The 18,240-nt window shown below is 64.3% G+C and carries 20 protein-coding genes; 14 read left to right on the forward strand and 6 right to left on the reverse strand.

Annotated features, from left to right (window positions below; translation table 11 throughout):
- Positions 1–85: 85 nt before the first annotated feature.
- Both ACP15D_RS15640 and ACP15D_RS15645 read left to right on the forward strand, forming a co-directional pair.
- The gene (locus ACP15D_RS15640) at positions 86–1,279 is read left to right on the forward strand and encodes a Ppx/GppA phosphatase family protein (protein ID WP_424958359.1); all 1,194 of its coding nucleotides are present in this window, start codon (positions 86–88) and stop codon (positions 1,277–1,279) included.
- 12 nt (positions 1,280–1,291) lie between these two features.
- Positions 1,292–2,002 (forward strand): RlmE family RNA methyltransferase, encoded by a 711-nt coding sequence (locus ACP15D_RS15645; protein ID WP_424958360.1) that lies wholly within the window; start codon positions 1,292–1,294, stop codon positions 2,000–2,002.
- A gap of 12 nt (positions 2,003–2,014) precedes the next feature.
- On the opposite strand, the gene ACP15D_RS15650 is transcribed toward ACP15D_RS15645, so the two are convergent.
- Positions 2,015–3,028: an alpha/beta fold hydrolase gene (locus ACP15D_RS15650; protein WP_424958361.1), complete on the reverse strand. Its 1,014-nt coding sequence runs from the start codon at positions 3,026–3,028 to the stop codon at positions 2,015–2,017.
- A gap of 229 nt (positions 3,029–3,257) precedes the next feature.
- On the opposite strand from ACP15D_RS15650, the gene ACP15D_RS15655 reads away from it, so the two are divergent.
- Positions 3,258–3,698: a hypothetical protein gene (locus tag ACP15D_RS15655; protein ID WP_424958362.1), complete on the forward strand. Its 441-nt coding sequence runs from the start codon at positions 3,258–3,260 to the stop codon at positions 3,696–3,698.
- 18 nt (positions 3,699–3,716) lie between these two features.
- On the opposite strand, the gene ACP15D_RS15660 is transcribed toward ACP15D_RS15655, so the two are convergent.
- A complete protein-coding gene (locus ACP15D_RS15660) occupies positions 3,717–4,685 on the reverse strand; it encodes a DUF808 domain-containing protein (RefSeq protein WP_424958363.1) in 969 nt (322 codons plus the stop codon).
- A gap of 91 nt (positions 4,686–4,776) precedes the next feature.
- Here ACP15D_RS15660 and ACP15D_RS15665 point away from each other — a divergent pair, with 91 nt between their 5' ends.
- The 9 genes from ACP15D_RS15665 (at position 4,777) to ACP15D_RS15705 (ending at position 12,771) form a co-directional block, all read left to right on the forward strand.
- Positions 4,777–5,217 carry a pyridoxamine 5'-phosphate oxidase family protein gene (locus ACP15D_RS15665; RefSeq protein ID WP_424958364.1) on the forward strand — a complete coding sequence of 147 codons (441 nt, stop codon included), beginning with the start codon at positions 4,777–4,779 and terminating at the stop codon, positions 5,215–5,217.
- 97 nt (positions 5,218–5,314) lie between these two features.
- Positions 5,315–5,515: a hypothetical protein gene (locus ACP15D_RS15670; RefSeq protein ID WP_424958365.1), complete on the forward strand. Its 201-nt coding sequence runs from the start codon at positions 5,315–5,317 to the stop codon at positions 5,513–5,515.
- 148 nt (positions 5,516–5,663) lie between these two features.
- Positions 5,664–5,888 (forward strand): hypothetical protein, encoded by a 225-nt coding sequence (locus ACP15D_RS15675; RefSeq protein ID WP_424958366.1) that lies wholly within the window; start codon positions 5,664–5,666, stop codon positions 5,886–5,888.
- 182 nt (positions 5,889–6,070) lie between these two features.
- A complete protein-coding gene (gene guaB / locus ACP15D_RS15680) occupies positions 6,071–7,573 on the forward strand; it encodes an IMP dehydrogenase (protein WP_424958367.1) in 1,503 nt (500 codons plus the stop codon).
- Between the two features lie 17 nt (positions 7,574–7,590).
- Positions 7,591–8,016: an MAPEG family protein gene (locus ACP15D_RS15685; protein ID WP_424958368.1), complete on the forward strand. Its 426-nt coding sequence runs from the start codon at positions 7,591–7,593 to the stop codon at positions 8,014–8,016.
- A gap of 3 nt (positions 8,017–8,019) precedes the next feature.
- The gene (locus tag ACP15D_RS15690) at positions 8,020–9,318 is read left to right on the forward strand and encodes an RsmB/NOP family class I SAM-dependent RNA methyltransferase (RefSeq protein ID WP_424958369.1); all 1,299 of its coding nucleotides are present in this window, start codon (positions 8,020–8,022) and stop codon (positions 9,316–9,318) included.
- 182 nt (positions 9,319–9,500) lie between these two features.
- Positions 9,501–11,441 carry a methyltransferase domain-containing protein gene (locus tag ACP15D_RS15695; RefSeq protein WP_424958370.1) on the forward strand — a complete coding sequence of 647 codons (1,941 nt, stop codon included), beginning with the start codon at positions 9,501–9,503 and terminating at the stop codon, positions 11,439–11,441.
- Positions 11,438–11,890, forward strand: coding sequence for a TspO/MBR family protein (locus ACP15D_RS15700; RefSeq protein WP_424958371.1), 453 nt, complete (start codon positions 11,438–11,440; stop codon positions 11,888–11,890). The genes ACP15D_RS15695 and ACP15D_RS15700 overlap by 4 nt, the downstream gene beginning before the upstream one ends.
- Positions 11,891–12,105: 215 nt before the next feature.
- The gene (locus tag ACP15D_RS15705; RefSeq protein ID WP_424958372.1) at positions 12,106–12,771 is read left to right on the forward strand and encodes a hypothetical protein; all 666 of its coding nucleotides are present in this window, start codon (positions 12,106–12,108) and stop codon (positions 12,769–12,771) included.
- 38 nt (positions 12,772–12,809) lie between these two features.
- On the opposite strand, the gene ACP15D_RS15710 is transcribed toward ACP15D_RS15705, so the two are convergent.
- From ACP15D_RS15710 to ACP15D_RS15725, 4 genes are all read right to left on the reverse strand, one after another.
- Positions 12,810–13,706, reverse strand: coding sequence for a leucyl/phenylalanyl-tRNA--protein transferase (locus ACP15D_RS15710; RefSeq protein ID WP_424958373.1), 897 nt, complete (start codon positions 13,704–13,706; stop codon positions 12,810–12,812).
- Between the two features lie 149 nt (positions 13,707–13,855).
- Positions 13,856–15,136: an RNA polymerase sigma factor gene (locus tag ACP15D_RS15715; RefSeq protein WP_424958374.1), complete on the reverse strand. Its 1,281-nt coding sequence runs from the start codon at positions 15,134–15,136 to the stop codon at positions 13,856–13,858.
- Positions 15,137–15,181: 45 nt separating this feature from the next.
- Entirely contained in the window at positions 15,182–15,598 is a 417-nt protein-coding gene (locus ACP15D_RS15720) for a YciI family protein (protein WP_424958375.1), read from the reverse strand.
- A gap of 110 nt (positions 15,599–15,708) precedes the next feature.
- Positions 15,709–16,119 carry a YciI family protein gene (locus tag ACP15D_RS15725; protein ID WP_424958376.1) on the reverse strand — a complete coding sequence of 137 codons (411 nt, stop codon included), beginning with the start codon at positions 16,117–16,119 and terminating at the stop codon, positions 15,709–15,711.
- Positions 16,120–16,328: 209 nt separating this feature from the next.
- On the opposite strand from ACP15D_RS15725, the gene guaA reads away from it, so the two are divergent.
- Positions 16,329–17,876, forward strand: coding sequence for a glutamine-hydrolyzing GMP synthase (gene guaA / locus ACP15D_RS15730; protein WP_424958377.1), 1,548 nt, complete (start codon positions 16,329–16,331; stop codon positions 17,874–17,876).
- A gap of 8 nt (positions 17,877–17,884) precedes the next feature.
- Complete coding sequence (locus ACP15D_RS15735) at positions 17,885–18,238, forward strand: ArsC family reductase (protein ID WP_424959252.1); 354 nt, start codon at positions 17,885–17,887, stop codon at positions 18,236–18,238.
- The last annotated feature ends 2 nt before the right edge of the window (positions 18,239–18,240 follow it).

Below are 18,240 nucleotides of genomic sequence, written 5' to 3' on the forward strand. Positions count from 1 at the left end.
GCCTATAAGTGTCATCCAGAAAGACGCCTGATGACGCGCTTGCCCACTTCCCGGGCCGCATGCCAGGCGCTGGAGAATTTGGACTGTGCAGGGCTATCCCGACGAGGGCGGCGCAACCGAAGCGCCTGTTGGCACGGCCAATGGCGGCGATTTCCAAGCCGCGGTTTCCGCTCATTTTTCTGCCTCCGGCACGGCCGGCAGCGATGCCGTAGGCTCGGTGCCCCAGCAACTCGAGCGCGATGCACGCACCGATGCCATCTATGGCGCGCTCGACCTAGGCACCAACAATTGCCGGCTCCTGCTTGCGCGCCCGTCACGCCGCGGCTTCCGCGTCGTCGATGCTTTCTCGCGCATCATTCGGCTTGGTGAGGGCGTCAGCCAGAGCGGCCGTCTCTCCGAGGCGGCGATGACGCGCACCTTCGACGCCTTGAGGGTCTGCGCCTCCAAGCTGGGCCGCGCCAAGGTCCGGCGCTCCCGCCTCGTCGCCACGGAAGCGTGCCGCGTCGCAGTCAACGGCGAGGAGTTCCTTGCCCGTGTCCGCGACAAGCTCGGCCTCGAAATCGAGATCCTCACGCGCGAGCTCGAAGCCCGCCTTGCCGTCTCCGGATCGGCAGCCCTGATCGACTCCAGCTGCGATTACGTCCTGGTGTTCGACATCGGTGGCGGCTCATCTGAGCTGATCCTGCTCGATCTGTCCCGGCGCAACCGCCAGCGCGACCGACGCTTCTCCGGTCGTGTTGACGCCCAGCACTGCATGGTTGCCTGGACGTCGCTGCCGATCGGCGTCGTCACCCTGGCAGAGCGCTTCGGCGGCCGCCATGTGACGCCGGATGTGTTCGAGGCGATGGTCGCCGAAACACATCGCCTGCTCGCCGCGTTCGAGGCTCAGCACGGCGTCGCCGGACGCCTGGCCGGCCGGCGCATGCACATGCTCGGTACCTCCGGCACCGTCACCACCGTCGCCGGAATCCAGCTCGGCCTGAAGCGCTACGACCGCAACCGCGTCGATGGCTGCTGGCTCAACGTGGGCGACGTCCGCGATGTAACCGGCGATCTGCTCGGCCGCAGCTACGAGCAGCGCATCGCCGAACCCTGCATCGGCCGCGACCGCGCCGATCTCGTACTCGCGGGTTGCGCCATCCTTGAAGGCATCCTGCGAATGTGGCCGTGTGAGCGCCTGCGCGTCGCCGACCGCGGCCTTCGCGAAGGTATCCTGACGACGCTGATGCTTGAGGATGGCGTCTTTGCCCCCGCGCGTCGCCGCCGCCGCCCAGTTTGAGAGCAAGAGCCAATGAGCCAGAAGAGCAGCGGACCGAAAAAAGGGCCCGGCGGTGGTCAGCGTCAGATGTACACGCGCTTGAAAACCGCGCGCAAGCATCGCCCGTCGTCGCAGCGCTGGCTCGAACGCCAGCTCAACGACCCCTATGTCGCAGCGTCCAAGCGCGAGGGCATGCGCTCGCGCGCCGCCTACAAGCTGAAAGAGATCGACGACAAGTACCGCTTCCTGAAAACTGGGGGCATCATCGTCGACCTCGGTGCTGCGCCCGGCGGCTGGAGTCAGATCGCCGCCGAGCGGGTGCAGTCCGTGGCTGGCAAAGGACAGGTGGTCGCCATCGACTACCTGGAAATGGAGGCGCTGCCTGGCGTTGAGGTGCTGCAACTCGATTTCAACGACGAAAGCGCCGAGGCGACGCTCAAATCATTGTTGCGTGACGGCGTTGCAGACGTGGTGCTGTCCGACATGGCCGCGCCGACGACGGGACACACGGGCACCGACCATTTGCGCATCATGGCTCTTGCCGAGTCAGCGGGCGCGTTTGCCTGTGACGTGCTTCGCCCGGGCGGAGCCTTCCTCGCCAAGGTGCTCCAGGGCGGCACCGAGCGCGATCTGCTCGACCTGCTGAAGAAGCGCTTCGCAACCGTCCGCCACGTCAAGCCGCCGGCCAGCCGCTCCGATTCCGCTGAGCTTTACGTCCTCGCCACCGGCTTCCGCCGCGAATAGCACCGCCGCGCGCTACTGCAGCAGCGCCCCCAGCGATTGGATCAACGCCGCGTTGAAGCGTGCCGGATCCTCGACCTGCGGCGAGTGCCCCAGCTCGGGAAACGTCACGAGCTGCGATCCCTTGATCTGCGCCGCAACCTGCGGCGCCAGAGCCGCGTAGTTGCCCAGCGTCTTGGCGACGTCGGGAGCAGCCCGGTCGCGCCCGATCGCCGTCGTGTCCTTCATGCCAATGAGCATCAGCGTCGGCACCCGCAATTTGTCCACCTCGTAGATGACCGGCTGCGACAGCACCATGTCCGACGTCAGCGCCTGGCTCCACGCGACGATGTCGCCCCCCTTGCCCGCGTACATCGACGCCAGCATCTCGACCCAGCGGTCATACTCGGGCCGCCAATTGCCATGGTAATAGACGTTCTGCTGGTACTTCTTGATCGTCTCCGCCGACGTCTTCTTCTCGCGCGCGTAGAGTTCGTCGACGGTGACGAGCGGCACGCCCTTGGCCTTCCAATCCTCCAGCCCGATAGGGTTGACGAGCACCAGCGCCGCCGTCTGGTCCGGATACATCAGCGCATAGCGGATCCCCAGCATTCCGCCCATCGAATGGCCGAGGATGATCGGCTTCTCGATCCCGAGTTTCTCGATCAGCGCATGCGTGTTCGCCGCGAGCTGGTGCAAGCTGTACTGGTAGGCGCGCGGCTTTGCCGAGCGGCAGAATCCGATCTGGTCGGGTACCACGACGCGATAGCCGGCGCCCGACAGCGCGCCGATCACGCTCTCCCAAGTCGCCCCACAGAAGTTCTTGCCGTGCAGCAACACCACCGTGCGCCCATTGGGCGCCTCAGGAGCAATGTCCATATAGGACATCCATAGGTCCTGTCCCTGCGAGCGAAGCTCCACGCGCGCGACGTCATACGGATAGGGAAGATCCGCCAGATAGGCATCGCCCAATGCGGGGCCGACTGCGGGGCCCAGCAAAGCTGCGGAGCACAGCATGGCTGAAAGAACGCGAAAACTGATTTGAATCATCGAGCTTCGGCTGCTGCAGTTGCGGGGAAGGGCTGAGCGGAGACGAGGCGCCGCCGCTTGTGACGAAAGTGAGCGATGTTCCGCGCGGAATAGCGACCGCCCGCGACCTTAACCAAGACGCTTCCAGCGCCGATTGTTCGATGAAATTCATCGGGGCACAAGTCGGAAGCTTAAGGACTTTGTCATGCGAACGCGCTACAGTGTGCGTCGTATTAGAGAGGCTCACGGTATGAAACACCCGTGTCTCGGTGGACTAGCTCTCACCGCCGTCTTTTTAGCGGCCACGCCTCTTGCGCTTGCCCACGCCAACGAGTCTCTCGATACCTTCGCCGTTGCTCCGCAGCAGGCCGTGTCGTTCGGCACCGACGACACCGACAGCGACAGCTTCTCCGTTGTCCAGATCTCACCCAGCGACAACACCGTCACGGTGCTTCTGCGCCCGATGGGTGAGAGCTGCTTCTTCAGGTTCCCCGTTCTCGTCGGTCGCAGCGTGCAGTTGCGCGCCGGCACGCCGGATGGACAGAGCTTGCTCTGTAAGGCGACGCTGCAGCCCATCACCGAGGAGGGCAGCGCGCGCTTTGATGCCTCGTGCAACGAGGAGCCGATCTCGCTCGAGCACAAGTGCCCCCCTGACGGGGATACCGCCTCCGTCGACCGTCCTCAGCACTAACCCACGTTCATCGCAGCTTTAGTGCTCTTGGCCCTGTGTCGCCCCTCGGAACGGCAGCCGGACGATCGCGACGATCGCGGCTGTGATCGCGCCGGCGACGAGACCTAGCAACGCTGCACCGGCCGCCGACACCACCCATGTGAGGATATCGCCGTCGAACGGGATCGCATCGCCGATCACTGCGGCCACCGCATGAATGATGTGCTCGGGCTGGGTGATGCCGAACTGGGCCAGCCCGTGCACCAGAATCCCGCCACCCACCCAAAGCATCGCCACCATGCCAACGAAGCTGAGCGTCTCCAGAAATGGTGGCATCCCGCGAACCAGCGCGCGGCCGATCGGACCCGAGATAGCGCCATTGCGCTGCGCCAGCCGCGCACCGATGTCGTCAGCCCTGACGATCAGTGCCACCGCGCCATAGACGCCGACCGTGATCACCACCGCAACGATCGCCAGTACGATGGCCTGCGTGACGATGTCGGGGGAGCTCACAGCGGCCAGCGCGATCGCCATGATCTCGGCGGACAGGATGAAGTCGGTGCGGATCGCACCCGCCACTTTCTCATCTTCCAGCGTCTTGTCGCCCTTGGCGAGCCGCACGGCCACCTTCACACCCTTGCCTTCTTTCGTCTCCCCCACCAGCATGTGCTGCACCTTCTCGTACCCCTCGAAAGAGAGATAGAGGCCACCCAGCATCAATAGCGGCGTGATGGCTTGTGGAAGGAAAGCGCTGAGCAGCAGCGCCGCGGGCAGCAGGAACAGAAGCTTGTTGCGCAGCGATCCGACAGCGATCCGCCCGACGATTGGCAGTTCGCGCGTGGCGGCAAGGCCCGTCACGTAGCGCGGCGTGACAGCAGCGTCGTCGATCACCACGCCCGCAGCCTTGCTGCTCGCCTTAACGGCCTGGCCCGCGGCATCGTCCAGCGTCACCGCGGCCAGCTTCGCCAGTGCAACCACATCGTCGAGAAGTGCAAGCAATCCGCTCAATTTACCAACCCCATCTGCGCCCGGCTAAGCATCAGGAACCTCTCAGTTCTATTGCCGTTGTCCCAAGTCCAACGAGCGGAGGCAGGCGCCCATGACGCGGAAGAGCTTGGCTGAAATCGCGCAGCGCATGCGCGACATCGACATCGCAATGCTTTCAACTAAGACGCAGTCTGGCGAGATTGCAAGCCGCCCGATGAGCAACAACTCCGATGTCGACTACGACGGCGACAGCTACTTCTTCACGTACGCCTCATCGCAGATGGTCGCCGATATCTCAGCGGACGATCACGTGTCCTTGGCGTTCTCGGTCGAGCCGGGTCTGTTCTCCGGTGGCGGTCTCTTCATAGCCGTCACGGGCAGGGCGCAAGCCGTCCGTGACAAGGGCCTGTTCGCCGCGCATTGGACTCCCGATTTGGACGCCTGGTTCGAGCAGGGCATCGACACGCCCGGCCTGGTGATGCTCCACGTGCGAGCCGTGCACATCAAATACTGGGAAGGCGAGGAGGAGGGAGAGGTCGACCTCGCCGCATGAACGCCTCAGCCCGCACTCATGCAATTGTCCAGCTCATCATGGCGCCCAATCTTGCGAGCGGCTAAGCTGCGCAAAGCCCCTGGAGATGGAGAGTTCCATGAAGGAATACGTGAAGGGCGTGCGTCATGACACGCTGAGCGCGATCGCCAATGCCGAGAAATTGCTCACGGCTCTGGGCGATGAGGAGGGCGCCGGCACCGATAAGTTGCGCAAGGCGACGAAGCGCTTGGCTAAGCACTTGAAGGAGGAGCTGGCCGAGTGGGACGAAAAGTACAAGAAGGCACGCGATAAGGCCTGAGGCCAAGTTCGCTTGCTTCTTCGCTGCATCCAAGGGAATCTGTGTCAGAACGGTACCGCTCTTAACATTCGGGCGGAACCGGCGCTCTTGGACGAGAGTTTCTAGCGGGAAGACAAACGCTTCCCCCTGGAAACTGCGAGCCGATGCTATGCGCCTGTTCCTGATCTCGATGACCGCGATGGTCGCGTCCACCGCCTGCCTCGGACTGCTTTTCCTTTACGCGCTCATCGTGCCGACCCTGCCGCCGCCCGCCATAGCGATTTCAGCGATTTCTCCCTCGCCCAGCTGGCGGGGTGAGCCGGTCGAGAATTGGGAAGTCCAAGCAGCTCCCGCCCTTCCCCGCCTCGTCACGCTGGCCTCAGACGGCATCTGATCTTCAACTCCTGTGGGGCCCGACGCGGCTTTCGGAGCCCGGTGGCCACGTCGTCCACCGCTGCCCAACCCGTCGCAGGGCTGCCAGCTTCCCTCACCACGACTCCGGTGGTATAGCCCTGCCGACATCGTTTCCGCTGGGCCCGGAACAATGTCGCCCAGCCCTCAGGAGAAACCCTCACGATGGCCGCACGTAATGGCCCGATCAAAATTGATTCCAACGTCGCGTTGACGTTTGACGACGTCCTTCTGGTGCCTGCCGCATCGGAAATCCTGCCGAGCCAGGCCGACGTCAGCACCCAGCTAACGCGTTCGATCCGCCTCAACATTCCGGTCATATCCTCCGCGATGGACACCGTGACCGAGGCGCGCCTTGCCATAGCTATGGCCCAGGAAGGCGGCATCGGCGTCATCCATCGCAACCTGACGCCTGAAGAGCAGGCTCGCCAGGTCGCCATGGTGAAAAAGTATGAATCCGGCATCGTTCTCAACCCGGTCACCATCAATCCGGAAGCTTCGCTCCGCTCCGCCCTCGCCATGATGGCGGAGCACAGCATCTCGGGCGTTCCAGTGGTCGAGAAGCCGGACGGCAGCGCCAAGGGCCGCCTCGTCGGCATCCTGACCAACCGCGACGTGCGCTTTGCCACCAACCTCGATCAGCCTGTCTCCGAGCTGATGACCAAGGACAAGCTGGTCACCGTGAAGCGCTCGGTCTCGCGCGAGGACGCCAAGCGCCTCCTGCACGAGAACCGCATCGAGAAGCTCCTCGTCATTGACGACGAGAAGCACTGCATCGGCCTCATCACCGTCAAGGACATCGAGAAGGCGCAGAAGCACCCGCACGCTTCTAAGGACTCGGAAGGGCGCCTGCGCGTCGCCGCCGCCACCACGGTCGGCGAGGACGGTTTCCATCGCACTGAGCTTTTGATGGCTGCCGGCTGCGATCTTATCGTCGTCGATACCGCGCACGGCCACTCGAGCCGCGTGCTCGATGCGGTGAGACGCATCAAGAAGCTGTCGAACAGCGTCCAGGTCGTTGCCGGCAACGTTGCCACCGCCGACGCGACCAGGGCCCTCATCGATTGCGGCGCCGACGCAATCAAGGTCGGCATCGGCCCAGGCTCGATCTGCACCACGCGTATCGTCGCTGGTGTCGGCGTGCCCCAGCTCACCGCCATCATGGATTGCGCCGAGGAAGCCTCCAAGCACGGCGTCCCCGTCATCGCCGACGGCGGCATCAAGTATTCGGGCGACGCGGTAAAGGCGATGGCAGCCGGTGCATCCTGCGTGATGATCGGCTCGCTGCTGGCCGGCACCGATGAATCTCCCGGCGAGACCTATTTCTACCAGGGCCGCACCTACAAGGCCTATCGCGGCATGGGCTCCATCGGCGCCATGGCCCGCGGCTCGGCTGACCGTTACTTCCAGCAGGAAGTAAAGGACACTCTGAAGCTCGTGCCCGAGGGCATCGAGGGCCAGGTGCCCTATAAGGGACCGGCTGAAGGCGTGGTGCACCAGCTCGTCGGCGGACTGCGCGCCGGCATGGGCTACCTCGGCGCCAAGACGTTCCCTGAGCTTCGCGCAACGGCAAAGTTCATCCGCGTCTCACCGGCCTCGATCCACGAGAGCCACGCCCACGGCGTTCTTATTACCCGCGAGAGCCCGAACTATCCCGGCTCCGTCTGATCCTTGAGGAGACCGGTATGCCCGTTTCCAGCCTGATGCTGCCGGTCTTCGTTCAGGTCGCCCTGACGTTCGCAGTCCTGCTATGGGCGGCCCGGCTTCGCTTGCGGGCGTTGCGGTCGGGCGCCGTGAAGCCATCCGACGTGGCGCTACGCCAGCCGAACTGGCCGCCGCACGTGCTCCAGGTGGCCAACAGCTACCAGAACGAGCTCGAGCTGCCGATGCTGTTTTACGCGGTGGTGGCGTTCATCCTCATCACCTCGACCAACAGCATCGTGTTTGTCGTGCTGGCATGGGTGTTCGTGATCTCCCGCCTCGTGCGCGCCTTCATTCACACCGGCTCGAACGTCGTGCGCCTGCGCGGCGCCGCTTTCGGCATCGGCGTCATCACGCTCGCCGCCATGTGGCTGATCCTGGCCGTGCGCATTCTAGCGACGGGGGCCTAGCCGATGCGCGCTGGAGCGCGGATCGCGGCTGCGGCCGAGGTTCTTGACGACATCCTCAATCGCCATCGACCGGCATCGATGGCCCTCGCTGACTGGGGCCGCGCACACCGCTTCGCGGGCTCGGGCGACCGCGCTGCCATCGGCACGCTCGTGTTCGACGCGCTGCGCCGCCGGGCTTCGATTGGCGCACGCATGGGTGAAGACACCCCACGTGCATTGGCGCTGGGTGCCGCGCCGCGCGCTCTGGGACTGACGCTGGACGAGTTAGCGCTCGCCGCCGACGGCTCCGAGCATGCCCTCGCGCCGTTGACCGACGCCGAGCGCCAGGGCCTTGCTGCCGATCTTCCCGGTGATGCCCCGGCAAACGTCCGCGGCGACATTCCAGCCTGGCTGCTGCCCTCGTTCGAGCGCGCGTTTGGCGCTTCCGCTGCGAAGGAAGGGGCCGCGCTCTCCGTCCGCGCTCCCGTTGACCTGCGCGTCAACACGCTCAAGGCAACGCAAGAGAAGGTCCTGAAGGCACTCGGCCGCTTCGGCGCCGAGGCCACCGCCTTTGCGCCGGCCGGCGTGCGCGTGCCCGCTCCCGAAGGCGCCGCCAAATCACCCCACCTCGAAGCCGAGACTGCCCACGGCAAGGGCTGGTACGAGGTCCAGGACGAAGGCTCGCAGCTTGCCGCGCTCCTGGCGGGCGCCGGCCCGCGCATGCAGGTGCTCGATCTCTGCGCCGGCGCCGGCGGCAAGACTCTGGCGCTCGCCGCCGGCATGCAGAATACCGGACAGATCTACGCCTATGACGCCGACAAGAAGCAGCTCCGTCCGATCTTCGAGCGCCTGAAGCGCGCCGGCGTGCGCAATGTTCAGGTGATGGAAGCTGGCGATGAAGCAGCGCTCGCAGCGCTGGGCGCCCGCTTCGACCTCGTGTTCGTCGATGCGCCGTGCACCGGCTCGGGAACATGGCGCCGCAAGCCGGACGCCAAGTGGCGCATCAAGGCCGCCAACATTCCCGAGCGCCAAGCCGAGCAGCAAGCCGTCCTCGAACTCGGCGCTAGCCTGACCAAGCCGGGCGGCACGCTTGTCTACGTCACCTGCTCGGTGCTGCCCGAAGAGAATCGCGATCAGGTCGACGCCTTCCTCGCAGCCCATCCCGACTTTGCCGTCGAGCCCTACGCCGATGTCTGGGCAAGCCGCGTCGGTGGGGAGGCGCCACGCTCTGCCGACGGTCGCACCGACACACTTCAGCTCACGCCCGCACAGCACGGAACCGATGGGTTTTTTGTTGCGTTAATGCGCCGACACAAACCGTGATCGAGCACTATTACTACGGACGCGGAAAATTCTTCAAAGCCACTTGCAAAGTCGTAATTCGCCAATAAGTTCCCGCCGTGTTGAGGCCAGAGGGGCCTGTGAAATTGTTCGGCCGATCGCCGGCTGACGCGGGCATGAAAAGCCCCAGCCAGAGCGCGGCCATTTGAGGACAAACGTCCATCATGGCATCCGTTGCCAAGGCGAAGCGCCCTAAGCGGCCCGCGCCGCGCTCGTGCCTCGGTCCCGTCGCGGATCTTGAAGCGCACCTCCCCGCCGAATGGTGGCGTAAACTCTTCAACGCTCTCTACGTGAAGACCGACGGCGACGTCGTCGAGAACGTCGAGAACACGCGCCGCGATGTGGACTTCATCACCGCCGCCGCCGCTGTTCAGCCGCACAGCCAGATCCTTGATCTGTGCTGCGGTCAGGGACGCCATTGCCTTGAACTTGCCCGCCGCGGCTTCAAGAACGTCACCGGCGTCGACCGCTCGCGCTACCTCGTGCGCCTCGCCAAGAAGCGCGCACAGAACGAACGCCTGCAGGTCGTGTTCAAGGAAGGCGATGCGCGCAACCCGCGCCTGCCCGAGACCAGCTTCGACTGCGTCGCTATCATGGGCAACTCGTTCGGCTACTTCTCCAATAAGCAGGACGACGAGAAGGTGCTCTCCGCCGTCGGCAAGATTCTGCGCCCTTCCGGCCAGCTCGTGCTCGACATCACCGATGGCGCCTACATGGCCGACCATTTCGAACGCCGCTCGTGGGAGTGGATCGACGAGCACCACTTCGTCTGCCGCGAGCGCTCGCTCTCCGGTGACCGCGAGCGTCTCATCTCGCGCGAGGTGATCGTCCACGACGAGTTGGGCGTCATCGCCGACCAGTTCTACGCCGAGCGCCTCTACACGCGCGAAAGCATCGCCAAGCTTCTGGAAAAGACCGGCTTCCGCAACGTGCGCCACCATGGCAGTGCCGAGGCGCTTTCGGATCGCGACCAGGATCTCGGCATGATGGCGCGCCGCCTCTTGCTGTCGGCCGACGCCCCAGCTCTGCCGATCCGCAAGCCGAAAGGCAAGGTGCACCAGATCGACGTCACTGTTCTGATGGGTGACCCGCGCCTGCCCGATACCGTGAAGCGCGGCGGCGCCTTCAACCCTGAGGACTACGAGACAATCCGCCGCCTCAAGGATGCTCTGTCGGAGCTGAAGAACTATAAGTTCCGCTATCTCGACAATCACACCACGCTCGACCGCGATCTGTCGGAGCTGCGCACCGATCTCGTGTTCAATCTGTGCGACGAAGGCTTCAACAACGACCCGTTCAAAGAGCTGCACGTCCCCGCGATGCTGGAATCGCTCGAGTTGCCGTACACGGGCGCCGGCCCGCCGGCGCTCGCTGCGTGCTACGACAAAGGCCTTGTGCGTGCGGTCGCTATGACGCTCGACGTTCCCGTGCCACTGGAAACGCACGTGCGCCCGGGCGATCAGGGCGCGCATTTGCCGTCGGTCTTCCCGGCGCTGCTGAAGCCGAACTACGGCGACAGCTCGCAGGGCATCACCAAGGATGCGGTCGTCAGCAACGAGAAGGGGCTGCTCGATTATCTCGAGCGTTTGCGCGTCGCGTTCCCCAAGCGCCCCATCCTCGTGCAGGAGTATCTCACCGGCGCGGAATACTCCGTGACCCTGGTCGGCAACCCCGACCAAGGCCTGCGCGCTCTGCCGATCCTCGAGGTCGACTTCTCCAAGCTGGACCCGACGCTACCGAAAATTCTTGGCTACGAATCGAAGTGGGAGCCTGACAGCCCCTATTGGACGCAGGTCTCCTACCATGAGGCCGAACTGTCCGAGCTTCAGCAGCAGCAGCTCGTCGAGCATTCCACGCGCCTGTTCGAGCGCCTCGGCTGCCGCGACTACGCGCGCTTCGATTTCCGCGCCGATGCGCGCGGCGAGATCAAGCTGCTCGAAGTAAATCCCAATCCTGGTTGGTGCTGGGACGGCAAGGTCAACTTAATGGCGGCTTTTGCCGGTATGCGGTACTCCGAGCTGTTGGGCCAGATCCTCGGCGCTGCCGTGGAACGGCTCAACATCGTCGGAAAGAGTACTGCACCCCAGGTTGAGGCTGCTCAGTGACGAAATATGTGAGTCTCCTAGTCTTTCTGCTTCTCGTCGCCGCCACCGCGTATACCGGCACGACCTATCTGCCCGGGCCGTTCTACGCGGCGCTGCAAAAGCCCGCGTGGACGCCGCCCAACGAGCTCTTTCCACCCGTCTGGGCAGCGCTCTACGTTATGATCGCCATCGCGGGATGGATCGTCTGGCGCGCCCAGGGGCTTGGGCCCTTGTTCTGGCTCTGGTTGCTCCAGCTCGTTCTCAATGGCGCCTGGTCGTACCTGATGTTCGGTCAGAAGCAGATCACGCCGGCACTTATCGATATTGGCGCACTGTGGCTGGTGATCTTGGCGTTCATTATCGCCGCGTGGCCCGTGCGCCGCACCGCGGCGCTGCTGTTCGTTCCCTATTTTCTGTGGGTTTCCTACGCCGCTGCGCTGAACTTCGAGATTTGGCGGCTCAACTCCTGATCGTGCATCTGGGCGCCCGCCCCTACGTCTGCTAAAAGGTCCGTAGGCGTACCTTGGGGGGCACCATGCACGCTGGAAGCACGGCTTCGTCGGTTGATGCGGTTGGCAGCGCTTGCGGCGAATGCGGCGCTGTCGCCTCGGGAAATTTCTGCGCGAGCTGCGGCGCCGATTTGCGCCTAAGCTCCCTGGGCTTTCTAGGATCAGCAGCCGCTCCCGTGCGCCGCAGCTTCCCCATCGTCTACCTGAAGATACTCTCTTCGCCCGTGCGCCAGACGACAGCGCTCGCCGACGATAGAAGCTACCGTAGCTATTTGTCCTTCGCGCTCACGGGCATCGCTCTCTACTGCCTGCTCTTCGTACCCGTCGTCATGCGCATGGTCGTGCCGACCGGTGGCGCCGCCGTGAGCGAGAGCATGCAGACGCTGATGAAGGCGCTGTCGCAAGTCGGCATCTACTTCGGCGTCGTCCTCACCTTTTTGATCGCTTACCTATTGTTCCGCTTCTTCGCCAAGGAGAAGCGCTCCCTCGCTGCCTACTTCAAGCTGTATGCCATTGCCCTTGGCTTCATCGCCCCGATCTACGGCGCCTATGAGTTCGTTGCGAAGGTGATGTTGAACGGCGTCAGCATGACGGGGCTTGGCAGCCTCACCGAGGCCCAGCTGTTCGAGCCGATGACGGGCATCTCGGTCGCCCTGGCCCTGCTGCTATGGGCTTACTTCGTCGCCATCCATCGCCGCTTCTGGGCTATGCCGATCTGGAAAGCGACGCTGCTATATCTCGTCGCGACGGCTGTGTCGGGCCAGCTGGGCTATACGATCATGTGGTACGTCGGCTTCTACACCGCCCGCATCCTCATCGACGCCGGCATCGTCACGGCGTAGCGCCGACACATCTCTGAGCCGGCGCCACCAGATAGCCGCTACGCGCGCGCTGCCACCGTGGCAAGATCATCCTCGACCTGCCACGTGCCCGCGTGACCACCCGCGTGCGCATGCTCCTTCAGCACCGCCTCGAACTCGCACCTTGGGATCGAGCGGAATCCCATAGCATCGATGGTCGTTGTGAAGTCCTTGCCGTCGTTCAGCACATAGCCCCACTTGGCAAGGTGATGATTCAGCGACGCAAAGCCCATCTTCGACGTGTTCGACCGCCGGCTGAACTGTGATTCCGTATAGAACACACGCCCGATCGAAATGCCGTAGCCGCCGCCGATGAGATCGCCGTCGGCGCTCCACACCTCGAACGAGTGCGCAACGCCGGTGTCATGCAGCGCCGCATAGAGCGACATGATCTTCGGGGTCACCCAGGTGAGGCCCAGCGGCCGGCCCTTGCGCGGCTCGGCGCACGCTTGGATCACTTGATCGAACGCCTGATCGAATGTGATGCGATAGTCCGTCTTGCGCATCTCGCGGCGCAGCCGCTTGGCGATGTGCTGCTCGGTGAGGAACAGCACCATGCGCTCCTGCCGCGTCCACCACTTCAGCGGACCGATGTGGCACCACGGAAAGAACCCCTGACGCGCGGCCGAGACGATGCGCTCTGGCGTGATATCGCGGCACACGCCAGCGAAATTGGCCGGGCGCGCGTGAATCGTGGCTTCGATCGGCAGCCGCGTCCCGCCGCGCCAGATGTCCGCCGCCATCGCCTTCAGTAGAAAAGGCACCTCTGCAACGCGCTTTGGGTGCAACGCATAGGCCGTGCCCATGACCCACCGCAGCAGTTTTGCCTTCGGCGATTCATAAAAGTGCCTGGTCCCGCGCCCTTCGTCGGCGTCTTCCGCAATGATGTCCAGAAATGCTCCAGCGACGTTGGCCAAGGGATGCTCCTTCGAGAGACAAATGCGTGTCTTTTGGGGCCAGTCGTCAGCGGCCCGCGTCATTTCGAAGAAGACGAAACAAGACCCGTGCCACCTGCCTCGCGGAGTTGATCCCGACCGCCGCCAACGTGCGGGGAGCGCAGCTATGGTTAAGCGCCGGTAACGGAGCGTCCCGCGCATGCCTCGGCGCGCCGAAGCAGTAGCGCTCGCTCGCGCGCATTCTGCGTCAGGCCGGCCGCGCGTTCGAACTCGACCCGCGCCTCTTCACACCGGCCGAGCTTCTCCAGCAGATCGCCGCGCACGCTCGGCAGCAGGTGATAGCCATTGAGGCTCGGCTCCGCGATCAGGGCATCGACAATTCTGAGTCCTGCCTCAGGCCCCATGTGCATCGACAGCGCCACCGCCCTGTTCAATTCGACCACCGGAGACGGCATCACCGCGCCGAGCCTGCCATAGAGCCCCACGATGGCCGCCCAGTCGGTCTCTTCGGCCGTGCGCGCTCTTGCATGACACGACGCAATCGCGGCTTGGATGCCATAGGGCCCCAAGCCTTCGCCGAGAGACTGCGCGCGGCTCAGCGCAGCCATTCCGCGCCGGATGAGCAACTGATCCCAGCGAGCACGATCCTGCGCGAGCAGCAGCACCGGCTCGCCGTCCGGTCCGCGGCGAGCGCCAAGTCGCGAGGCCTGCAGTTCCATCAGGCCGACGAGCCCGTGTACTTCCGGCTCGCCGTGCGGCAGCTCAGCAAGAATGCGCCCGATACGCAGCGCCTCTTCGCACAGCTGCGGGCGCATCCAGTCATCGCCCGCCGTCGCTGCATAGCCTTCGTTGAAGATGAGATAGATCACGGCCAGCACCGATTGCAGCCGCTCGTTCAGCGCCTCTCCCCGCGGCGCTTCGAACGGCACACGGCGCTCGGAGAGCGTACGCTTCGCCCGCACGATGCGTTGCGCAATCGTCGGCTCCGGAACCAGGAACGCGCGCGCGATCTCCTCCGTCTTGAGACCGCCGATCAGCCGCAACGTCAACGCCACCTGCGCGTCCCGGCCGAGTACCGGATGGCACGAGATGAACATCAGCCGCAAAAGGTCATCGCCGATGTCGTCATCGAGCGCGGCATCGAGATCCGGCATCTGCGCGTCGCTCTCTGAGCCCAGCTCAGCTTGCAGCTCACCGTGCTTGGCGTCGATGAGCTTTGCGCGCCGGAACCGGTCGATGGCACGGTTCTTCGCGGCGGCCATCAGCCACGCGCCCGGCTTTTCGGGAATGCCCGACCGCGGCCATTGCTCCAGCGCCGCCAGCAGTGCGTCCTGCGCCAGTTCCTCGGCAACGCCGACATCGCGCACCATGCGCGTTAGGGCAGCAATGAGCTTCGCCTGCTCAATGCGAAACGTCGCTTCAATGGCGCTGTTGTGATCGGCAACCGTCATGGCTGCCGATCACAGCATCATCGCCATCCGCTAGCAAGAATGAGGCTAGCGGATCGCCTGCGCGCTGGCGTCTGCCAACGCTTCGGCATCGGGGCAACCGTCGCCCTCGAACATCTGCCGCACTTCGGTTTCGCCCACCCAGTCCGGCCAGTGCTCTAGGTGCAGCTCCATGAAGCGGATGGCCAGCTCCATAGCTTCCTCACGGCTCGCCACCTCGAATATGGCAAAGCCGCCGATAAGCTCCTTGGCTTCCGTGAAAGGCCCGTCGGTTATCGCCAGCTTGCGTCCTTGCTGACGGACGCGGAAGCCGCCCACCGACGACGGCAGCAGGCCTCCCATTCCGACCATCACACCCGCTCGGGTCAGCTCTTCACCGAGCTTGCCCACTGCGTCCATCAGCGCCTGTGGCGGCGCGCTCATCCTGTTTTCTTCCGAGGACTTCACGATCGACATGAAGCGCATCGTTCTTCTCCCATCGGTTGCAGCCAGCCGGGGTCCTCCGGCCCTATCGTCACGTCGATCGGCACAGACGCAGATCGACAATTAGCTCCAGATTTTTTGCCCTGGGCGGTTCAGCTCTTGAGCTGCGCGTCGAGCCGGCGATGACGCTCGATCGCCTCGCTCTCACCGAAGTCTTCCAGCTCGAACAGCGGCCGGATCTCGATCTCGCTGTCGACCATGTGCGGGTTCGGGCAACGTTTGATCCACTCGACCGCCTCCGCCAGCGACTTGCACTGCAGCAGCCAGTAGCCGGCGATCAGCTCCTTGGTTTCCGTGAACGGCCCGTCGATCACCGTGCGTTTGTCGCCCGAAAAGCGCACGCGCGCGCCCTTGGCGCTAGGCTGCAGTCCGTTACCGTCCAGCATCACGCCGGCCTTCACCATCTCCTCATTGAACTTCCCCATCGCGTCGAGAAGCTCCTCCGAGGGCATGACGCCGGCTTCAGAATCCTTTGTCGCCTTGACGAACACTATGAATCTCATTGGCTTCTTCCCCTTTTGGCGGATTTTTTGAGCCCGGCGAATTCCCGGCTCTGACAGAACGTCGAACGGGCGCCCCCAAGATCGACACGCCCGCACAACTTTTTTCGGGCAGCACCCGAATCGCCGCAAAATCGCGGCGCCAGCGCGCCTTGACGCTCCACCGGTCGGGTGATCTATGGGCCGCCTAGGGCCACAACCGCGGGGCTTTTGTGACCGATACCGTCCTCATCATCGATTTTGGCAGCCAGGTAACCCAGCTCATCGCGCGCCGCGTGCGCGAGGCCGGCGTCTACTCTGAGATCGTGCCGTTCAACCAGGCCGAAGCGGCGATGCAGCGCCTGCAGCCAAAGGCCCTCGTGCTGTCGGGTGGTCCGGCCTCGGTTACGGCCGAGGGCTCACCTCGCGCCCCGCAAGGCGTATTCGACAGCGGCCTGCCGATCCTCTCCATCTGCTACGGCCAGCAGACCACTGCCGTTCAGCTCGGCGGCACCGTCGAAGGCGGCCACCCGGCTGAGTTCGGCCGCGCCGAAGTTCTGATCAAGGAGCCGTCCGCCCTGTTCGACGGCATCTGGGAGGTCGGCAAGCGGTATCCCGTGTGGATGAGCCACGGCGACCGCGTCACGCGCATGCCCGAGGGCATCACTGTCAAGGCGACCAGCGAGAACGCTCCCTTCGCAGTAGCGACCGATGAGGCCCGCCGCATCTACACGACGATGTTCCACCCCGAGGTGGTGCACACGCCGGACGGTGCCAAGCTGCTCTCCAACTTTGTGCACAAGATCGCCGGTCTCAAGAACGACTGGACCATGGCGCACTTCCGCTCATCCGAGATCGACAAGATCCGCAAGCAGGTCGGCGGCGCGCGCGTGATCTCCGGCCTCTCCGGCGGCGTCGATTCGGCCGTTGCATCCGTGCTCATCCACGAGGCGATCGGCGATCAGCTCACCTGCATCTTCGTCGACCACGGTCTCATGCGCCAGAACGAGGCTGCCGAGGTCGTCAGCCTGTTCCGTGAGCACTACAACATTCCGCTCGTCCACGTTGACGCCAAGGATCGCTTTCTCTCAGCGCTTGCCGGCAAATCGGACCCCGAGCAGAAGCGCAAGATCATCGGCGGCCTCTTCATCGACGTGTTCGAGGAAGAAGCCAGAAAGCTCGGCGGCGCTGACTTCCTCGCGCAAGGCACGCTCTATCCCGACGTGATCGAAAGCGTCTCCTTCACCGGCGGCCCATCGGTGACGATCAAATCGCACCACAACGTCGGCGGCCTGCCCGAGCGCATGAATCTGAAGCTCGTGGAGCCGCTGCGCGAACTCTTCAAGGACGAAGTGCGCGCGCTCGGCCGCGAGCTTGGCCTGCCCGAAAGCTTCGTCGGCCGCCATCCGTTCCCCGGCCCCGGCCTCGCCATTCGCATCCCCGGCGAGATCACCGAGGAGAAGCTGAACATTCTGCGCCAGGCCGACGCGATCTATCTGGATGAGATCCGCAAGGCCGGCCTTTACGACAAGATCTGGCAGGCCTTTGCCGTGCTGCTGCCGGTGCGCACCGTCGGCGTGATGGGCGACGCACGCACCTACGATTTCGTCTGCGCTCTGCGCGCCGTGACGTCCACCGACGGCATGACCGCCGACTATTACGACTTCCCGCATTCGTTCCTGGGGCCGACCGCGACGCGCATCATCAACGAGGTGCGCGGCATCAACCGCGTCGTCTACGACATCACCTCCAAGCCCCCCGGCACCATCGAGTGGGAGTGAGCCTGAAAATGGCCATCACCATCTACGGCATCCCCAACTGCGACACGATGAAGAAGGCGCGCACCTGGCTCGACGAGCACGGCGTCGCCTATGACTTCCACGACTACAAGAAGGCCGGCATCGACCGCGAGCGGCTCGAAGCGTGGTCCAAGAAGGTCGGCTGGGAGACGCTGCTCAATCGCGCGGGCACCACGTTTCGCAAGCTCCCCGACGCCGACAAGCAGGGCCTCACCGAAAAGAAGGCCATCACGCTGATGCAGGCGCAGCCATCGCTCATCAAGCGCCCGGTGCTCGACCTCGGCCGCGGCAAGCTGCTCGTCGGCTTCAAGCCCGAAGTCTACGCCGAAGCCTTCGAGCGCTAATC

The sequence above is a fragment of the Hyphomicrobium sp. 1Nfss2.1 genome (assembly GCF_965243865.1).
Taxonomy (GTDB): Bacteria; Pseudomonadota; Alphaproteobacteria; order Rhizobiales; family Hyphomicrobiaceae; genus Hyphomicrobium_A.

Excerpts from the sequence above, each read along its gene's own strand:
- ACP15D_RS15670 (WP_424958365.1), top strand. The coding sequence starts at position 5,315 with ATGAAGGAATACGTGAAGGGCGTGCGTCATGACACGCTGAGCGCGATC.
- ACP15D_RS15715 (WP_424958374.1), bottom strand. The coding sequence starts at position 15,136 with ATGACGGTTGCCGATCACAACAGCGCCATTGAAGCGACGTTTCGCATT.
- ACP15D_RS15685 (WP_424958368.1), top strand. The coding sequence starts at position 7,591 with ATGCCCGTTTCCAGCCTGATGCTGCCGGTCTTCGTTCAGGTCGCCCTG.
- ACP15D_RS15735 (WP_424959252.1), top strand. The coding sequence starts at position 17,885 with ATGGCCATCACCATCTACGGCATCCCCAACTGCGACACGATGAAGAAG.
- guaB (WP_424958367.1), top strand. The coding sequence starts at position 6,071 with ATGGCCGCACGTAATGGCCCGATCAAAATTGATTCCAACGTCGCGTTG.
- ACP15D_RS15725 (WP_424958376.1), bottom strand. The coding sequence starts at position 16,119 with ATGAGATTCATAGTGTTCGTCAAGGCGACAAAGGATTCTGAAGCCGGC.
- ACP15D_RS15645 (WP_424958360.1), top strand. The coding sequence starts at position 1,292 with ATGAGCCAGAAGAGCAGCGGACCGAAAAAAGGGCCCGGCGGTGGTCAG.
- ACP15D_RS15675 (WP_424958366.1), top strand. The coding sequence starts at position 5,664 with ATGCGCCTGTTCCTGATCTCGATGACCGCGATGGTCGCGTCCACCGCC.
- ACP15D_RS15695 (WP_424958370.1), top strand. The coding sequence starts at position 9,501 with ATGGCATCCGTTGCCAAGGCGAAGCGCCCTAAGCGGCCCGCGCCGCGC.
- ACP15D_RS15720 (WP_424958375.1), bottom strand. The coding sequence starts at position 15,598 with ATGCGCTTCATGTCGATCGTGAAGTCCTCGGAAGAAAACAGGATGAGC.
- ACP15D_RS15650 (WP_424958361.1), bottom strand. The coding sequence starts at position 3,028 with ATGATTCAAATCAGTTTTCGCGTTCTTTCAGCCATGCTGTGCTCCGCA.
- ACP15D_RS15665 (WP_424958364.1), top strand. The coding sequence starts at position 4,777 with ATGACGCGGAAGAGCTTGGCTGAAATCGCGCAGCGCATGCGCGACATC.
- ACP15D_RS15655 (WP_424958362.1), top strand. The coding sequence starts at position 3,258 with ATGAAACACCCGTGTCTCGGTGGACTAGCTCTCACCGCCGTCTTTTTA.
- ACP15D_RS15690 (WP_424958369.1), top strand. The coding sequence starts at position 8,020 with ATGCGCGCTGGAGCGCGGATCGCGGCTGCGGCCGAGGTTCTTGACGAC.